17 protein-coding genes, 3 tRNA genes and 1 pseudogene are annotated in these 15,485 nt (G+C 72.5%); 4 read left to right on the plus strand and 17 right to left on the minus strand.

The window, feature by feature from the left end:
- Positions 1–191: 191 nt before the first annotated feature.
- Both secE and ACQ614_RS15370 read right to left on the minus strand, forming a co-directional pair.
- The gene (gene secE / locus ACQ614_RS15365) at positions 192–539 is read right to left on the minus strand and encodes a preprotein translocase subunit SecE (protein WP_431679127.1); all 348 of its coding nucleotides are present in this window, start codon (positions 537–539) and stop codon (positions 192–194) included.
- Positions 540–683: 144 nt separating this feature from the next.
- Positions 684–756 (minus strand) — tRNA-Trp (locus tag ACQ614_RS15370).
- Between the two features lie 267 nt (positions 757–1,023).
- Between ACQ614_RS15370 and ACQ614_RS15375 the strand changes: the two genes are divergently transcribed.
- Together ACQ614_RS15375 and ACQ614_RS15380 are read left to right on the plus strand one after the other, a co-directional pair.
- Positions 1,024–2,262, plus strand: coding sequence for a pyridoxal phosphate-dependent aminotransferase (locus ACQ614_RS15375; RefSeq protein ID WP_431679128.1), 1,239 nt, complete (start codon positions 1,024–1,026; stop codon positions 2,260–2,262).
- A gap of 110 nt (positions 2,263–2,372) precedes the next feature.
- Positions 2,373–3,494: an adenosine deaminase gene (locus tag ACQ614_RS15380; protein ID WP_431679129.1), complete on the plus strand. Its 1,122-nt coding sequence runs from the start codon at positions 2,373–2,375 to the stop codon at positions 3,492–3,494.
- On the opposite strand, the gene ACQ614_RS15385 is transcribed toward ACQ614_RS15380, so the two are convergent.
- Entirely contained in the window at positions 3,408–4,448 is a 1,041-nt protein-coding gene (locus tag ACQ614_RS15385) for a UDP-N-acetylmuramate dehydrogenase (RefSeq protein WP_431679130.1), read from the minus strand. The genes ACQ614_RS15380 and ACQ614_RS15385 overlap by 87 nt on opposite strands.
- A gap of 144 nt (positions 4,449–4,592) precedes the next feature.
- Between ACQ614_RS15385 and ACQ614_RS15390 the strand changes: the two genes are divergently transcribed.
- On the plus strand, positions 4,593–5,228 hold the full coding sequence (locus ACQ614_RS15390; protein WP_431679132.1) for a MerR family transcriptional regulator: 636 nt from the start codon (positions 4,593–4,595) through the stop codon (positions 5,226–5,228).
- Positions 5,229–5,430: 202 nt separating this feature from the next.
- Here the strand turns inward: ACQ614_RS15390 and ACQ614_RS15395 are convergent, their stop codons facing one another.
- From ACQ614_RS15395 to ACQ614_RS15450, 12 genes and pseudogenes are all read right to left on the minus strand, one after another.
- Positions 5,431–6,906 carry an MFS transporter gene (locus ACQ614_RS15395; protein ID WP_431679133.1) on the minus strand — a complete coding sequence of 492 codons (1,476 nt, stop codon included), beginning with the start codon at positions 6,904–6,906 and terminating at the stop codon, positions 5,431–5,433.
- Between the two features lie 90 nt (positions 6,907–6,996).
- Positions 6,997–7,425 (minus strand): DUF3291 domain-containing protein, encoded by a 429-nt coding sequence (locus ACQ614_RS15400; protein WP_431679134.1) that lies wholly within the window; start codon positions 7,423–7,425, stop codon positions 6,997–6,999.
- Positions 7,426–7,581: 156 nt separating this feature from the next.
- On the minus strand, positions 7,582–8,220 hold the full coding sequence (locus tag ACQ614_RS15405; RefSeq protein ID WP_431679135.1) for an FAD-dependent oxidoreductase: 639 nt from the start codon (positions 8,218–8,220) through the stop codon (positions 7,582–7,584).
- Between the two features lie 107 nt (positions 8,221–8,327).
- A pseudogene (locus ACQ614_RS15410) lies at positions 8,328–8,555 on the minus strand (beta-ketoacyl synthase N-terminal-like domain-containing protein); the annotation flags it as partial.
- Complete coding sequence (locus ACQ614_RS15415) at positions 8,492–9,139, minus strand: beta-ketoacyl synthase N-terminal-like domain-containing protein (protein WP_431679136.1); 648 nt, start codon at positions 9,137–9,139, stop codon at positions 8,492–8,494. The pseudogene ACQ614_RS15410 and the gene ACQ614_RS15415, both read right to left, overlap by 64 nt.
- 78 nt (positions 9,140–9,217) lie before the next feature.
- A complete protein-coding gene (locus ACQ614_RS15420; protein ID WP_431679137.1) occupies positions 9,218–10,114 on the minus strand; it encodes a thioesterase domain-containing protein in 897 nt (298 codons plus the stop codon).
- Entirely contained in the window at positions 10,098–10,370 is a 273-nt protein-coding gene (locus tag ACQ614_RS15425) for an acyl carrier protein (protein ID WP_363493206.1), read from the minus strand. The genes ACQ614_RS15420 and ACQ614_RS15425 overlap by 17 nt, the downstream gene beginning before the upstream one ends.
- Positions 10,371–11,084: 714 nt before the next feature.
- On the minus strand, positions 11,085–11,507 hold the full coding sequence (locus ACQ614_RS15430; protein WP_363493205.1) for a MaoC family dehydratase: 423 nt from the start codon (positions 11,505–11,507) through the stop codon (positions 11,085–11,087).
- Positions 11,508–11,512: 5 nt separating this feature from the next.
- Complete coding sequence (locus ACQ614_RS15435) at positions 11,513–11,971, minus strand: MaoC family dehydratase N-terminal domain-containing protein (RefSeq protein WP_363493203.1); 459 nt, start codon at positions 11,969–11,971, stop codon at positions 11,513–11,515.
- 92 nt (positions 11,972–12,063) lie between these two features.
- Complete coding sequence (rpmG, locus tag ACQ614_RS15440; RefSeq protein ID WP_004571794.1) at positions 12,064–12,228, minus strand: 50S ribosomal protein L33; 165 nt, start codon at positions 12,226–12,228, stop codon at positions 12,064–12,066.
- Between the two features lie 84 nt (positions 12,229–12,312).
- A tRNA-Met gene (locus ACQ614_RS15445) sits at positions 12,313–12,385 on the minus strand.
- A gap of 42 nt (positions 12,386–12,427) precedes the next feature.
- Positions 12,428–12,500, minus strand: a tRNA-Thr gene (locus ACQ614_RS15450).
- Between the two features lie 246 nt (positions 12,501–12,746).
- Between ACQ614_RS15450 and ACQ614_RS15455 the strand changes: the two genes are divergently transcribed.
- Positions 12,747–14,015: a hydrolase gene (locus tag ACQ614_RS15455; RefSeq protein WP_431679138.1), complete on the plus strand. Its 1,269-nt coding sequence runs from the start codon at positions 12,747–12,749 to the stop codon at positions 14,013–14,015.
- An 80-nt stretch (positions 14,016–14,095) separates the two neighbouring features.
- Here ACQ614_RS15455 and ACQ614_RS15460 read toward each other — a convergent pair whose 3' ends face one another.
- Together ACQ614_RS15460 and ACQ614_RS15465 are read right to left on the minus strand one after the other, a co-directional pair.
- A complete protein-coding gene (locus ACQ614_RS15460) occupies positions 14,096–14,608 on the minus strand; it encodes an aegerolysin family protein (protein WP_431679139.1) in 513 nt (170 codons plus the stop codon).
- 159 nt (positions 14,609–14,767) lie between these two features.
- On the minus strand, positions 14,768–15,484 hold the full coding sequence (locus ACQ614_RS15465) for a TetR/AcrR family transcriptional regulator (RefSeq protein WP_431679141.1): 717 nt from the start codon (positions 15,482–15,484) through the stop codon (positions 14,768–14,770).
- Position 15,485: the final 1 nt, after the last annotated feature.

Raw genomic sequence — 15,485 nt, forward strand, 5'->3', positions numbered from 1 at the left:
AACAGTACCGAGTCAACGGTAGCTGGCCCGTCCGGTCGGCGCCGAAAGCCCGGCCCGGTCTCCCGTCCCTGAGGGAAACGGGGCGCCGGCGCCGGGCGGGGGCGATCGGGTCGGGCGGTGTCCGGGCAGCTCGCCCAGGCGTGTGCCCGGGCGACTGCGGAGGAGGAATCCCGCCGGTCAGCCGCGCGGGATCAGCCGAAGACCCACAGGCTGAGCTTGGCGAACGCGGTGTCCAGGCCGTAGACCACGAGCATGATCGCGACGACGAAGACGACGACGACGGTGGTGTACTGGATCAGCTCGCCGCGGCTCGGCCAGACGACCTTGCGGAGTTCGGCGATGATCTGCCGGTAGAAAACGGCCATGCGGGCGAACAGGCCCTTCTTGGCCCGCTTGCCCGACTTTCCGCCGCCCTGCGCCTTGCGGGCGCGCTTGCGGTCGCGGCGGGAGAGCGCCTCGTCAGGCGTGGCGGCAGCGCCGTCGGCACCCTCGGGGTTGCCGCTCTCAGGCGTCGCGGTGGAGCCCGTGGTCTCCGTCACTCGTCCTCACCTGAATCCGGGTCCTGCCGAGGGGCGTGCCCGCACGGGGCGCGCCGGTCCGGCGAAGTGCATTGCTGGCGGGGCCCTCTCCGCATCAAGCCCGCTCGCTCTGTGGAGCGAACGGGCTCGGTACGAATCAAGCAGCAGGGCACGAGGGACTCGAACCCCCAACCGCCGGTTTTGGAGACCGGTGCTCTACCAATTGAGCTAGTGCCCTACGGTGCCTCGCGGCCCCGGAGTTGACCCCCAACCTACCGCATCCGGAACTCTGCGTGGTGTACGCATCTCCGGGCGGTACCGCGGGGGGCCATCGGTGGTCGAGTGTACGGGTTCTTGAGCGTTTGGTCGAACCTCTTTCGGCGACGGCCCCGTCGGGGGCCTGCCACGACGCGCCCGGCGACCTGCCCGGACACATCGTGGGACGGCCGGTACGCATGCTGGAACCGCACTGCCCGGCCGGTGCCCACTCTGCGACGATGCAGGCATGAGCGCTTCCACCCCCGCCAGCATCCGTCCCGCCGACCGCCGGGTGTCCGCCCGGATCGGCGCCATCGCGGAGTCCGCCACCCTCGCCGTGGACGCCAAGGCCAAGGCCCTCAAGGCGGCCGGCCGCCCCGTCATCGGCTTCGGCGCGGGCGAGCCCGACTTCCCGACCCCGGGCTACATCGTCGACGCCGCCGTCGCCGCCTGCCAGGACCCGAAGAACCACCGCTACACGCCGGCCGGCGGCCTGCCCGAGCTCAAGGCCGCGATCGCCGCCAAGACGCTGCGCGACTCCGGGTACCAGGTGGACGCCTCCCAGGTGCTCGTGACCAACGGCGGCAAGCAGGCCATCTACGAGGCCTTCGCCGCCATCCTCGACCCGGGCGACGAGGTCATCGTCCCGGCCCCGTACTGGACCACCTACCCGGAGTCGATCCAGCTCGCGGGCGGCGTGCCGGTCGAGGTCGTCACCGACGAGACCACCGGCTACAAGGCCTCGGTCGAGCAGCTGGAGGCGGCCCGCACCGAGAACACCAAGGTGGTGCTGTTCGTCTCGCCGTCCAACCCGACCGGCGCGGTGTACACCCGCGAGGAGGCCGAGGCGATCGGCCGCTGGGCGCTGGAGCACGGTCTGTGGGTGCTCACCGACGAGATCTACGAGCACCTGGTCTACGGCGGCGCCGAGTTCACCTCGCTGCCGGCGCTGCTGCCCGAGCTGCGCGACAAGTGCATCGTGGTCAACGGCGTCGCCAAGACCTACGCGATGACCGGCTGGCGGGTGGGCTGGCTGATCGGCCCGCAGGACGTCGTGAAGGCCGCCACCAACCTGCAGTCGCACGCCACCTCCAACGTCTCCAACGTGGCGCAGGTGGCCGCGCTGGCCGCCGTCGCCGGCGACCTGTCGGCCGTCGACGAGATGAAGACCGCCTTCGACCGCCGCCGCCGCACCATCGTGAAGATGCTCAACGAGATCGACGGCGTGCTCTGCCCGGAGCCCGAGGGCGCGTTCTACGTGTACCCCTCGGTCAAGGCCCTGATCGGCAAGGAGATCCGCGGGAAGCGTCCGGCCAGCTCCTCCGAGCTCGCCGCGCTGATCCTGGACGAGGCCGAGGTCGCGGTCGTCCCCGGTGAGGCCTTCGGCACCCCCGGCTACCTGCGGCTGTCGTACGCGCTCGGCGACAAGGACCTGGTCGAGGGCGTGACCCGCATCCAGCAGCTGCTGGCCGAGGCGCGCGACTGACGCTCCCCCGCCCCGCGGGCCGCCCCCTGACACCTCGTTGAAACTCATTCTTTCGAGGGATGTTCAGGGGGCGGTTCCCGTTTGCTTCCGGAATACGGCAGGATCGGTGGATGGATCGCCTTTCCGCCCCGCGCGACGTCGCCGCCCTTCCCAAGGCCCACCTCCACCTACACTTCACCGGGTCGATGCGTCCGGCCACACTGCTGGAGCTGGCGGACAAGCACGGCGTGCGGCTGCCGGAGGCACTGAGCTCGGGCGAGCCCCCCAGGCTGCGGGCGACCGACGAGCGCGGCTGGTTCCGCTTCCAGCGCCTCTACGACACCGCCCGGTCGGTGCTGCGCGACGAGTCCGACATCCGGCGACTGGTCCGCGAGACCGCCGAGGACGAGAAGCGGGACGGCTCCCGCTGGCTGGAGATCCAGGTCGACCCCACCTCGTACGCGCCCCGGCTGGGCGGGCTGATCCCCGCGCTGGAGCTGATCCTCGACGCGGTGCGGGAGGCCTCCGAGGCCACCGGGGTGGGGATGCGGGTGGTGGTCGCCGCCAACCGGATGAAGTCCCCGATGGACGCGCGCACCCTGGCCCGGCTCGCCGTGCGCTACACCGACCGGGGTGTGGTGGGCTTCGGCCTCTCCAACGACGAGCGGCGCGGCCTCGCCCGCGACTTCGACCGCGCCTTCGAGATCGCCCGCAAGGGCGGGCTGCTGGCGGCCCCGCACGGCGGCGAGCTGTCCGGCCCGGAGTCCGTCCGGGACTGCCTGGACGACCTGGGCGCCGGCCGGATCGGGCACGGCGTGCGCTCCGCAGAGGACGCGCGGCTGCTGGAGCGCCTCGCCGCGAAGGGCGTCACCTGCGAGGTGTGCCCCTCCTCCAACGTCTCGCTCGGCGTCTACGAGCGCGCCGAGGACGTGCCGCTGCGGACCCTCTTCGACGCCGGGGTGCCGATGGCCCTGGGCGCGGACGACCCGCTGCTCTTCGGCTCCCGGCTGGCCGCCCAGTACGGCCTCGTCCGGACGGTGCACGGCTTCACCGACGCCGAACTCGCCGAGTTGGCGCGGCAGTCGGTGCGCGGCTCGCTCGCACCCGAGTCGGTGCGCAAGGAGCTGCTGGCCGAGATCGACGCCTGGCTGGACAGCCCGGCCGGGCTAGAGGGCGACGCCGACCATCACCGGCTCGTTCACCAGCTCCACGCCGAAGGCGGCGCGCACGCCGTCGCGGACCTCGCGCGCTAGCGCCAGCAGGTCCTCGGTGGTGGCCGAGCCCCGGTTGGTCAGCGCCAGGGTGTGCTTGGTGGAGAGGGTGGCCGGGCCGGCGCCGTAGCCCTTGGTGAAGCCGGCCTTGTCGATCAGCCAGGCCGCGGAGGTCTTGGTGCAGCCGTCCGGGGCGGGGAAGGCGGGGGCGGTCAGGCCGTCGAGCCGGGCGGCGAAGGCCGCGTACTGCTCGGCGGTGAGCACCGGGTTGGTGAAGAAGGAGCCGGCCGACCAGGTGTCGTGGTCCTCAGGGTCCAGCACCATGCCCTTGCCGGCCCGCAGCTTCAGCACGGTGTCGGCGGCGGTGGCGAGGTCGACCCGCTCCCCCGCGCCGACGCCCAGTGTCCGGGCGACCTCGGCGTACTTGACCGGCGAGGACTGTCCGGCGGCGTCCTCCAGGGCGAAGCGCACCCGCAGCACGACGTAGCGGTGCGGGTCGGCCTTGAAGCGGCTGTGCCGGTAGGAGAAGGCGCACTCGGCGTTGGCCAGGGTGACCGTCTCCCCCGCCTGCCGGTCGTAGGCGACGACCTCGGTGACGGTCTCGGCGACCTCCTGGCCGTACGCGCCGACATTCTGCACCGGGGTGGCGCCGGCCGAGCCGGGGATGCCGGCCAGGAACTCGATGCCGGCCAGGCCCTCCTCGACGGTGCGGGCGACCGCGTCGGCCCAGACCTCGCCGGCGGCCAGCTCCAGACGGGTGCCGTCCAGCGTGAAGCCGCGGGTGGCGATCCGCAGGACGGTGCCGTCGAAGCCGGCGTCGCCGATCACCAGGTTGGAGCCGCCGCCCAGGACCAGCAGCGGCTCGCCGGCCGCATCGGCCTCGCGGACGGCCGCCACGACCTCCTCGTCGGTGGTGGCGGTGACGAGCCGGCGGGCGGGGCCGCCGAGCCGGAGGGTGGTCAGCGGGGCGAGCGGGGCGTTCTGGAGTACCTGCACGCCCACCACGGTATACGGGCCGGCGGGCGGTCCGGTGCCGGTGCCCGCCGTCGCGGCCCGCCGTCGATAGTGGAGACGTATGCTATCCATATTGGTCCGCATCCCGCCCGGCGGACCTCCCCGACCCCCAACAGACGGGACGCCATGCGCATCGGAGAGCTGAGCCGTCGGACCGGGGTGCCGGTCCCGACCATCAAGTACTACCTGCGGGAGGGCCTGCTGCCCGGCGGCGAGCTGACCAGCCCCAACCAGGCGCAGTACGGCGAGGCCCACGTGCACCGGCTGAAGCTCGTCCGCGCGATGGTCGAGGTCGGCAAGCTCTCGGTGGCCGCCACCCGGGACGTCCTGCAGGCCATCGACGAACCCGGCAACAGCCTGCACCAGGTGCTCGGCATCGCCCAGGCCGCCGTCACGCCCGCCGTGGCCGCCACCGACCCCGACGCCTGGGAGAGCGCGGAGAAGCTGGTCGAAGAGCTGGTCGAGCGGCACGGCTGGCGGGTCAAGCCCGGCAACCCGGCCCGGCAGGCGCTCGCCCAGCTGGTGGTGACCTTCCGCGACCTCGGGCAGGACGACCTGCTCGACATCTTCGACGACTACGCGGTCGCCGCCGCCCGGCTCTCCACCGCCGAGCTGGCGCTGATCGGCCGGCGCGAGGGGCTGGACAGCAAGGTGGAGGGGGCGGTGCTGGGCACCGTCCTCGGCGACGCCCTGATCGGCGCGATGCGCCGGCTGGCCCAGGCCGACGCCTCGCACCGCGCCTTCGAGGGCACCCGCGGCTGACCCCGCACACGCCGAAGGCCCCCGGGAGCTCGGGGGCCTTCGGCATTCCAGGAGTCGCATTCGGGGGCACTCGGGTCGGTTCAGGAGCCCGGGGAACTGCGCAGCGCGAGCGCGGACGTCACGACGGCATGGCCCAGCCGTGATCTTCGAGGTGGCCCGTATCCCAATTGCGCAGTTCCCCGCGCCCCTTGCGGGGCACCGGTCAGGCGTTGGCCGGGGCGGGCTCGTCCGCGGGTACGTCCGCCGGGGGCTCGGCGGCCGGGCGCGGCGGGCGCGGGATGAACAGGGCGCAGATGCCGCCGAAGACCACCACCGCGACACCGACCCAGACCGCCGGGTGCAGGCCCTCGACGAAGTCCTGGGCGTTCGCCGGGCTGCCGTACTCCAGGAAGACGCTGCTCAGCACCGCGATGCCGAGCGCCCCGCCGATCTCCCGGACGGTGGTGTTGGCGCCGGAGGCCTTGCCGCGGTGCTCCGGGCCGACCGCGCCGAGCACCACGGCCGCGGTCGGGGCGATCGCGAAGCCCATGCCGGCGCCGGCGACCAGCATGGCGCCGACCAGGCGGGAGTAAGGGGTGTCGTCGGTGGTCACCAGGTTGATCCAGGCGAGGCCGGCCGCCTGCAGGAAGAGGCCGAGGGCCATCAGCCGCCCGCCGCCGACCCGGTCGGTGAGCGCTCCGGCGACCGGCGCGATGAACATGGGCATCAGCGTCCAGGCCAGGGTGAGCACACCGGCGTGCAGCGGGGTCCGGTACGGGGCGATCTGCAGGTACTGGGAGAGGAAGAAGATCGAGCCGAAGACGCCGAAGTACATCGCGGCGGAGACCACGTTGGTCAGCGTGAAGGCGCGGATGCGGTAGAAGCCGAGCGGCAGCAGCGGGTGCTCGACCCGGCGCTCCCACAGCACGAAGGCGGCCAGCAGGACGGCGCCGGCGGCGAAGGCGGCGACGATCCGGCCAGAGGTCCAGCCGTCCTCGCTGCCGTTGACGATGCCCCAGACCAGGGCCAGCAGGCCGGCCGAGGCGAGGAGCATGCCGACCAGGTCGAGGCCGGCCCGCTCGCCGCGGCTCTCCTGCAGCACCTTGAGGACGAGCGGGACGGCGAGCACGCCGACCGGCACGTTGATCCAGAAGATCCACTCCCAGGCGAGGCCGTCGACCACGGCGCCGCCGACCACCGGGCCGAGTGCGATGGCGAGGCCGCTGACCGCGCCCCACAGGCCGAGCGCGAGGCTGCGCAGCCGCTTGGGGACGGCGTGCGAGAGCAGGGTCAGCGAGAGCGGCATGACCGCGGCGGCGCCGAAGCCCTGGACGGTGCGGGCGGCGATCAGCTGGGCGCTGGTGTCGGCGAGGCCGCAGGCGATCGAGGAGAGGGTGAAGATCGCGATGCCGAGGACGAAGATCCTCCGGCGGCCGAAGCGGTCGCCGAGTGCGGCTCCGATCAGCAGCAGGCAGGAGAAGCTGAGGACGTAGGCGTTGACGAACCACTGGAGGTCCCGGGTGTCGGCCTTCAGGTCGACGGCCAGGGTGTGCAGGGCGGTGGACACCACCAGGTTGTCCAGCGCGACCATGAACATCGGCACGCTGCAGGCGACGATCGACAGCCAGAGCGGGACGGTGCGGCCGCCGTCGGCCGGGCGGTCCCCGGCCGGGGCGGACCGCAATCCTGTCGAGGACATGACAGCTTTCTCCTTCGGTCGTGGCGCAGTGGTCGTGGTGCGACTGGGCCCGGGCGGGCCGGGATGCGGCCCGCCCGGGACGTACGGCGGTCAGGCTTCGGCGGCACCCTCGGCCGCGGCGGCGTCGGACTGCCGCTGCTCGGCGAGCCGGCGCCGCGCGTCGGGCCAGACGATCGGGAGCTCCTCCACCGGCACCTCCCAGAAGGTGAAGGTGGAGTTGTCCATGGTCGAGCGCAGCGAGGTCATGATCGAGTAGTGCGGTTCGGCCTTGGCGTAGGCGTAGAGCGCCTCCCGGGTCTCCCAGGCGGAGAGGGTCCAGAAGGTGCGCTTGAGCGGCTGGGCGATGAGCGAGGCGCCGAGCGCACCGGGCGCGGTGCGGACCTGCCGCCAGGCGGCCAGCGACTTCAGGAAGAAGCGCGGCACGTCGGCGAACGAGCGGACCTCGAAGCGGGAGGCCATGACCAGGGCGCGGGTCTGCGGCCGGGAAGGGTTCGGGGTGATCCAGGGAAGCGTGGGCATGAAAACAGCCTTCCTCGGTCGCCTGCGCGGCGAGCCACTGTTCGGCGGCCCGCCGAAACCGATAGTGGAACCTTGCGCTATCCACTATAGAGAGTGGAGCTTTCCAATGCCAGCTTTTTTCTTCGGACGGACTGTGCCCTCGGAACGCCTCCGGTCTCAGCGCCCGAGCCCGCGCAGCAACTGCTCCGCCGCTTCCAGCCCCGAGGAGAACGCCGCCTCGTGCGAGCCGATCTGGTCGTAGTGCAGCTGCTTGGAGTGGAAGTACGAGCCGCACAGCTTGATCCGGGTGCCCTCGTTGACCCGGTAGATCGTCTTCTGCAGGGTCCCCAGGTCCAGGTCGATCACCGGGTGCTCGTAGTGCAGTTCGCGGATCACCGACTCCTCGCGCACCGTCAGCGGGCAGTCCAGGGTGACGAAGTAGTCCTGCTCGGAGGTGAATCCGTGCAGCCGGTTCATGTAGTAGGCGGCGTACGGGCGGACCTCGCCGCCGACCGTGGCCCTGCCGTAGTTCCAGTTGTCCCAGCGGGAGCGGTCGGCCGGCATCACCGACGGGTCGGTGTGCAGCACCGCGACGGAGGAGTTGTAGCGGATGCGGGAGAGCGTCTCGCGCTGCAGGGCGTCGGGCTCGGTGAGGAGTCCGCGCGCCTGGTCGCCGTGCACGGCCACCACCGCGTGGTCGAAGCGCTCGGCGCCGGACGCGGTCGCCACGGTGACCCCGTCCGGCTGCTCGGTGACCGAGAGCACCCGCTCGCCGAGCCGCGGCTTGGGGTCGATCGCCGCGATCGCCTTGCGCACGTAGTGGACCGAACCGCCCTCCACCGTCTGCCAGTCGACCCGCTGCCCATGCCGATGCCCTCGCCGATCAGGGTGCCGTCGGCGTCCTTGTCGAAGGGGCGGATGCGGCCGGCCTTGGAGAAGGCGGGGGTCTTGCTGAAGCAGAGGTACATGAAGATCGTGTTCTCGGCGTCGCAGCCGCCGGCGATCATGGTGTCGGCGCGGTGTTCCAGCAGTTCGCTGACGGCGGCCTTGGTGGCGGCGAGCGAGCTGGCGCAGGCGGCGTCGATCGTCATGTTGGTGCCGCCGAGGTCGAGCCGGTTGGCGATCCGGCCGGCGACGACGTTGCCGAGCATGCCGGGGAAGGAGTTCTCCTCCCAGGGGCGAAGGCGAGTCTGAACTTCTCGGCGATCTCCTCGGCGTCGCGCTCGCTGAGGCCGCAGCTGCGGACGACCTCCTTGAGCACGGGGGTCTGCAGCCGGGCGGAGAGCGGCTGGGTGAGCTGGTTGGCGCCGGTGACGCCGAGGACGACGCCGGTGCGCTCGGGCCGGTACCAGGGCCGGTCGGCGCCGGCGTCGCGCAGCACGTCGCGGGCGACGACCAGGCTGAGCAGCTGGAGGACGTCGGTGACCTCCAGGGTGGTCGGCGGCAACCCGAACTCCATCGGGTTGAACGGGACGGTGGGCATGAAGCCGCCGCGTCTGGCGTAGGTCTTGTCGGGTGCGGCCGGGTCGGGGTCGTAGTGCTCGGCGACGTCCCAGTGGGTGCTCGGCACGTCCTCGATGCAGTCGGCGGCGGACATCACGTTGCCCCAGAACTCGCGCAGGTCGCGGGACTTGGGGAAGAGCGCGGAGAGGCCGACGATGGCGACCGGCTCGTCCGCGAGCCGGCGGCCGAGCTCCGCGTCGGGCAGGGGGCTGGTGGGCTTCGAGGTGTTCACGGCAGGGCTCTCTCGGTCTCGGAGGGCCGGGCACCGGCCGGGGTTCGGGCGGCCGGGGCCCGTACGGAACGGCCTGCGTCAGACCTTCGGTACGGGTGTGCGCCGCGCGGGGGCGGCGGGGCGGAGCAGGCGCGCGATCACGGCGGCGGCGTCCGGTCGGTCGAGCATGGTGTAGTGGTCGCCGGGGCAGTGGTGGACGTCCAGCCCGTGCGGGGCGAGCGCTTCCCAGCCGAGCGTGCGGTCGCCCGGCAGGAGGCTGCGTTCGGCGGTCACCAGGACGAGCGGCACGCCGCAGGCGCGCGCGGTGTACGGCACGGTGAGCCGGTTGTTGCGCAACAGGCCGTCCACGTAGGTGTCGTAGAGCTTGCGCAGGCCGGCCGGCGGGGTGTCCGCGGGCAGCGCACCGCTCCCGGCGGCGGCCGCGAGCACGAGCCGCAGGCCGTCCTCGGTGCTGCAGCCGGCGAGCCGGCCCTCGTCGACGGTCACCGGGCGGCCGCGCTTGGCGCCCAGGTACATCGCGAACCAGCCGAGCAGCAGCGGTGGTTCGAGGGCGTCGTCGGGCTGCTGGTACTCCGGGGTGGGTGCGATGCTGTCCAGCAGGACGAGCCGCTCGGGGCGCAGGCCGGCGGGCATCCGTCCGACCAGCGCCTGGGCGACGACGCCGCCGAAGGACCAGCCGGCCAGGGCGTACGGGCCGCCGTCGTGCAGTGCGGCCAGCTCCTCGCCGATGCGGTCGGCGAGCTCTTCGATGCTGGTGTCGGCCCGGCCGCCGGTGAGGGCGGCCTCCCAGTAGGCCGGCAGGGCGGACAGGTCGAGGACGGTCAGGCCGGTGCCCGGGGGCAGCGCCGCGGCGAGGGTCCGGTGGACGGTCGCGGCGAGGGCCCCGGGGTGGACGAGGTACACCGTGCCCCGGCCGTCCGCCGGTTCGGCGAGCCGGTGGACGACGGCGGGGCCGGCGTCACGCCGAGGCCGCATGGTTCTCCCCGGCGCGTGCGGCGGACTCCTCCGCGATGTACTCGGCCAGGTCCTTGATGCTCGGGTGGTACCAGAGGGTGGTCGTCCCGAGCTCGAAGCCGAGCCAGTTCTCCATCTCCCCGGCGAGGATGAGCGCCTCGGTGGAGTCGAGGTCGAGCTCGTCGAAGTACTGCTCCGGCGGGACGTCCTCCGACGGCACTCCGAGCCGGTGGGCGATCTTCTCGATCAGCCACTGCTGGGCCTCAACGGCGGTCACGACAGGCACGGTCGGTCCTTCCCCAGGTACGGTGATTTCGTCCGGTCAGAACATTTCCGGGAACTCCCGCAGGTAAATCCGCGGCAAAGCCGGAGCAGCGGGAGGGTAGCCGGGAATCGCCCGCCGACAATGCGCGGCAGACGCGGATTCAGGGCTCTTCACACGATGGCGCGACGGGGCCGCACCCGGGCACACGCAGGCCTGACCTGCGAGGACTCCGGCAATGCGGCATCTCGGTCGATGGGTGAACGGTGACGGCGGGAGCGGTGGCGAACACTCCGCCTCGTCCCGGGTCAGGACCGTACGCGAGCGCTGTTCGAGCGTGCAACCAACTCCGCGTAAATCAACGCCCCTGCAACGCACAGGAAATGTACTGACCGGAAGGAACATTGTTCCTGAACTCCGGCCGAATAAATAAAAATGACGGACCGTCCGGCCGTGCATCGAATACGCACGCGCCTTGCCGCGACTGAGCATGCGGCAGCTGCGGCGGCCCCGGACTCCGGCGGACGCGTCGTCAAGGGTTCAACGACGCCTTGCCGCCCGCTCGGCGAGCTGGTTATGGTCACGTCAGAGCGCCGCGGCCGGCCCGCGGACCGCTCGCCGACCGCCTGCCGTGACAAGGGGGAGCCAGGACGCATGTCCGGGGACCGGCACCACGGAAGACGAAGGGGCGGGCCCGCCGCCGGCAGGCCCGCCCCTCACCTCGAACGCTCAGCCCAGCTGCACCACGGCCCGGGACATGCCCAGCACCTTCTGGCCGCCGCTGGTCGCCAGCAGGTCGACCCGCACCCGGCGGTCGTCCAGCAGTGCCGCGACCTTCCCGGACACCTCGATCACCGCGCCGACGCCGTCGTTCGGCACCGGTACCGGCTTGGTGAAGCGGACGCCGTACTCGACCACTGCGGCCGGGTCGCCGACCCAGTCGGTCACCACGCGGACCGCCTCGGCCATGGTGAACATGCCGTGCGCGATGACGTCCGGCAGGCCGACCTCCAGGGCGAACTTCTCGTTCCAGTGGATCGGGTTGAAGTCGCCGGATGCGCCCGCGTACTGCACCAGAGTGGCGCGCGTCACGGGAAAGGACTGCGCCGGCAGCTCGGTGCCGACCTCGACCTCGTCGAAGCTGATCGCCATCGGGTTCACTCCCCCGCCTCGTCGGCCGCGCGCGCGACCAGGGTCATGACCGACGTCACCACGTGCTCGCCGGACTCGTCGTTCACCTCGCCGCGCACCGACAGCACGTCGTTGCCGGCCAGCGACTTGATCGAGTCGATGGTCACGGTGACGGTCAGCCGGTCACCGGCCCTGACCGGACGGGTGTACGCGAACTTCTGGTCGCCGTGCACCACCCGGCTGTAGTCCAGGCCCAGTTCGGGGTCGGTCACGACCTGCGCGGCAGCCGCGTACGTGATCACGAAGGGGAAGGTCGGCGGCGCGATGACATCCGAATGGCCGAACGCCTTGGCGGCCTCCGGGTCGGTGTACGCGGGATTGGCGTCACCGATCGCCACGGCGAACTCGCGGATCTTCTCCCGGCCGACCTCGTACGGCGCGGTGGGCGGATAGGTCCGCCCGATGAAGGAGGGGTCGAGCGGCATGGGCAACTCCTCTGGTCAACCGCCATGAAGGCATGCGAAAACGACTCCAGGCCGCGCCCCGCACGGGGGAGCGGCCTGGAGTCGAGGCAAAGTCAGCGGGTCTCGCGGTGCGCCGTGTGGGCGTTGCAACGCGGGCAGTGCTTCTTCATCTCAAGACGGTCCGGGTCGTTGCGCCGGTTCTTCTTGGTGATGTAGTTCCGCTCCTTGCACTCCACGCAGGCCAGCGTGATCTTCGGGCGGACGTCGGTGGCAGCCACGGGAGTGCCTTCCTGGGACAACGAATAAGAACACAGACAAGTGTAGCCGATCGGGAGTTTGACCCCCCGATCGACTACGCGGGGTAGCGGTGACCGGACTTGAACCGGTGACACAGCGATTATGAGCCGCTTGCTCTACCAACTGAGCTACACCGCTTTGATGACCGACTCCCCGCCGGGGCGGAGGGCCTTTCACCAGAGCCCCCATGCGGAATCGAACCGCAGACCTTCTCCTTACCATGGAGACGCTCTACCGACTGAGCTATAGGGGCGAACGAGGAAGAGATTACACGGTTCCGGGCCAGAGGTGAAATCCGTATCCGACCCGGAAGATCGCAGGTCGGGCGGGCCGCGCGGGTGCTCGGTCCCGGTACGGCCGTTCGAGGGCGCCCGCGTCCCTGCGGCCCCGACCGATACGACTTTCCCCCGCCTGCGCGCTCCCCGCCCGCCCTCGGCCTAGGGTGTGCCGTACGGATCTTGCCGGGCCCGCGGGGCAGCGCGACGTGGAGGAGCGGCCGATGACCGGGGACAGCGCACCCTCCGACGGACCGCACTCCGGCCCGTCCGGCGACGACCCGCTCGCCCACGGCCCCGTCCTGCTGCTCGCCGGCGCACGGCTCGCCGACGGGCGGGTCGTCGACGTCCGGATCAGCGGCGACCGCATCCAGGCCGTCGGCACCCCGGGCAGCCTCGGCCCGCTGCAGGCGATGCCGGGCACGCCCACCGTCACCACCGGGGCCCGCATCGACCTCACCGGCTACCTGCTGCTGCCCGCCCCGGCCGAGGCGCACGCCCACCACGACACCGCCTTCTCCGCCTCCCTGCCCGGGCCGCCGCCAAGCGGCACGGCCGAACTCGTCCGCCGGGTCACCGAGGCCGCCCTCACCTCGCTCGCCTACGGCGCCACCGCCCAGCGCACCCACGTCAGGATCGGCGACGTGCACGGGCTGGGCCGGCTGGAGGCGGTCCTCACCGCCGGGCAGGCGCTGCGCGGCCTGGCCGAGCTCCAGGCGGTGGCCATGCCCCGGCTGCTCACCGGCCGGGCCGGCGCGGACGGCCGGGCGCAGCTGCGCGACGCCCTGGACCTCGGAGCCGCGGCCGCCGGCGGCTGCCCGGAGCTCGACCCCGACCCGCTCGGCTACGTCCAGGTGCTGCTGGAGGCGGCACGTGAGGCCGACTGCCCGGTCGACCTGCACTGCTCGGCTGCCGACCCCGCCCAACTCGCGCGGATGATAGGCGCATTGGCGCCACTGCGGCCCAGGGTGACGATCGGCCCGTGCGATGCACTGGCGCCCGGCAGCTCCACCGTGCTGGCCAGTGCCGGTGTCCGGGTGGTCTGCCTGCCGCAGCACGGCGGCTGCGCCGGCGCCGAGCGCCCGCCCGGCGGCCTGCAGCCTTCCGTCGTGCGGGAGTTGGCCCACGCCCGGGTGCCGCTGGCGGCGGGCAGCGGCGGTCTGCGCGATCTCTGCGCGCCGGTCGCGCGGGCCGATCTGCTGGAGGCCGCCTACCTGCTGGCCTCCTCCGGCGTGCTCACCCCGGAGGAGGCGTACGACGCCGTGTCCAACCAGGCGCGGATCGGGCTCGGCCTGCCCGCCGTCCGGGTGGACGCCGGCTTCCCGGCGGAGTTGCTGGCGGTGCGCGGCGACAGCCTCCCCGGCGCCCTGGCCGGCGGCCACAGCCGGCTGGTGGTGCACGGCGGCCGGGTGGTCTCCCGCACCAGCGCGGTACGGGAGTTCGCCGACACCGTGGTGCTGGCACTGCCCCGGCAGGCCGCCCCCGACAGCTGAGCCGGGCCCGCTGCCGGCCCCCGACCGGCCCCCTCGGCCTTCGGCCGTCCGCCGACCCCCGTACGGCGGACGGCCGAAGATCAGCGGCCCCAGGCCGAGAACTGCACCGAGGCGTTGTTGCCGGACCCGCCGCTCTTCGAGACGTAGAACTTCAGGTCCGTCCCGGTGGAGTCGTAGGAGTTGGAACCGACGTACGGGTTGTTCCAGTGCACCCGCAGCAGGCGGCCGTTGAGCACCGGGTCGGCGCAGTTCTCCGAGAAGAACCGGGCCCAGCCCTCGGTGCCGGTGGCGAAGCCGTTCGACTCCGACGCCCAGGAGCCCTGGCCCTGGTCGTAGATCCGGACCGGCGGCTCCTGGGTCCAGATGCCGTGGTTGAGGCCCCACTCCTCACGGGTGAGGGTGCAGCCCGTCCAGTTGTTGAACTTCACGGACACGCTGCGGGCGGCCGAGGCCAGCGCGGGTGCGGCCGCAGGCTGCCCGCCCTTCGCCGCCTCCGCGGCCTTCGCCGGGTCGGCGGCCTTCGCCGGGTCGGCGGCAGAGGCCGTTCCGGCCATGCCCACCGACAGCGCCCCGGCCGCGGCCAGAGCGATCACAGCCGTCCCGATTCTGCGTGCGGCACCCATCGTTCATTCCCCCCTTGTTGTCGGGCCGGGGACTTCCCTCGGCCCGACAACCACTGTGCGGCCGCCGCGTAAACACCGGATCGGCGTTCACTGAGCGCCCTGTCGACGCGGGGTGCGCCGCGGGGGGGGTCAGCCCGGAAGGCGCATGGCGAGTCCGTCGAGGACGACGTCCAGCCCGTAGGCGAACTTGGTGTCGCGGATCGCGACCGGGTCGCCGGGGTCCGTGGCGTAGGCGGCGGCGAGGTGGTCGTGGCCGGCGACGGCCTCCCGGGCGGCGGGCATCAGGCGGGAGACGAAGGCGGCCTCGGTCTCCCCGGAGCGGGCCACGGTGGTGAGCCAGGCCGCCTCCGTGGTGCTCATGCCGACGACGTAGGAGAAGAGCGTGTCGATCGCGCGGTGCGGCTCGGGGAAGCCGACGGCGGTGAACAGCGCGGCCAGCCGCTCGGAGAAGGACATGAGGTTGGGGCCCAGGTAGGCGAGGCCGGCCTGGCCGAGGACCGAGGAGATCCAGGGGTGGCGCAGGGCCGTCGCCCGGAACGACCCGGCGGCCTCGGTGGCGGCGGCGCGCCAGTCGGGGCTGTCGGCCGGCGGGACGTGGATCTCGGCGGCGACCTCGTCCACCGCGAGCTCCATCAGCTCGTCCTTGGTCGCGACGTGCCGGTAGAGGGAGGTCGCGCCGGCGTTCAGCCGGGCGCCGAGCTTGCGCATGCTGAGCGCCTCGATGCCCTCGGCGTCCAGCATGGCGACCGCCTCGCGGACGATCGCGGCCCGGCTGAGCGCGGGCTGGTCGGGCTCGCGTTGGCCGCGTGCCCACACGGACGGGATCGGGCCGGTCCTGGCGGTCATG

The sequence above is a fragment of the Kitasatospora dryopteridis genome (assembly GCF_050749075.1).
Lineage (GTDB): Bacteria > Actinomycetota > Actinomycetes > Streptomycetales > Streptomycetaceae > Kitasatospora.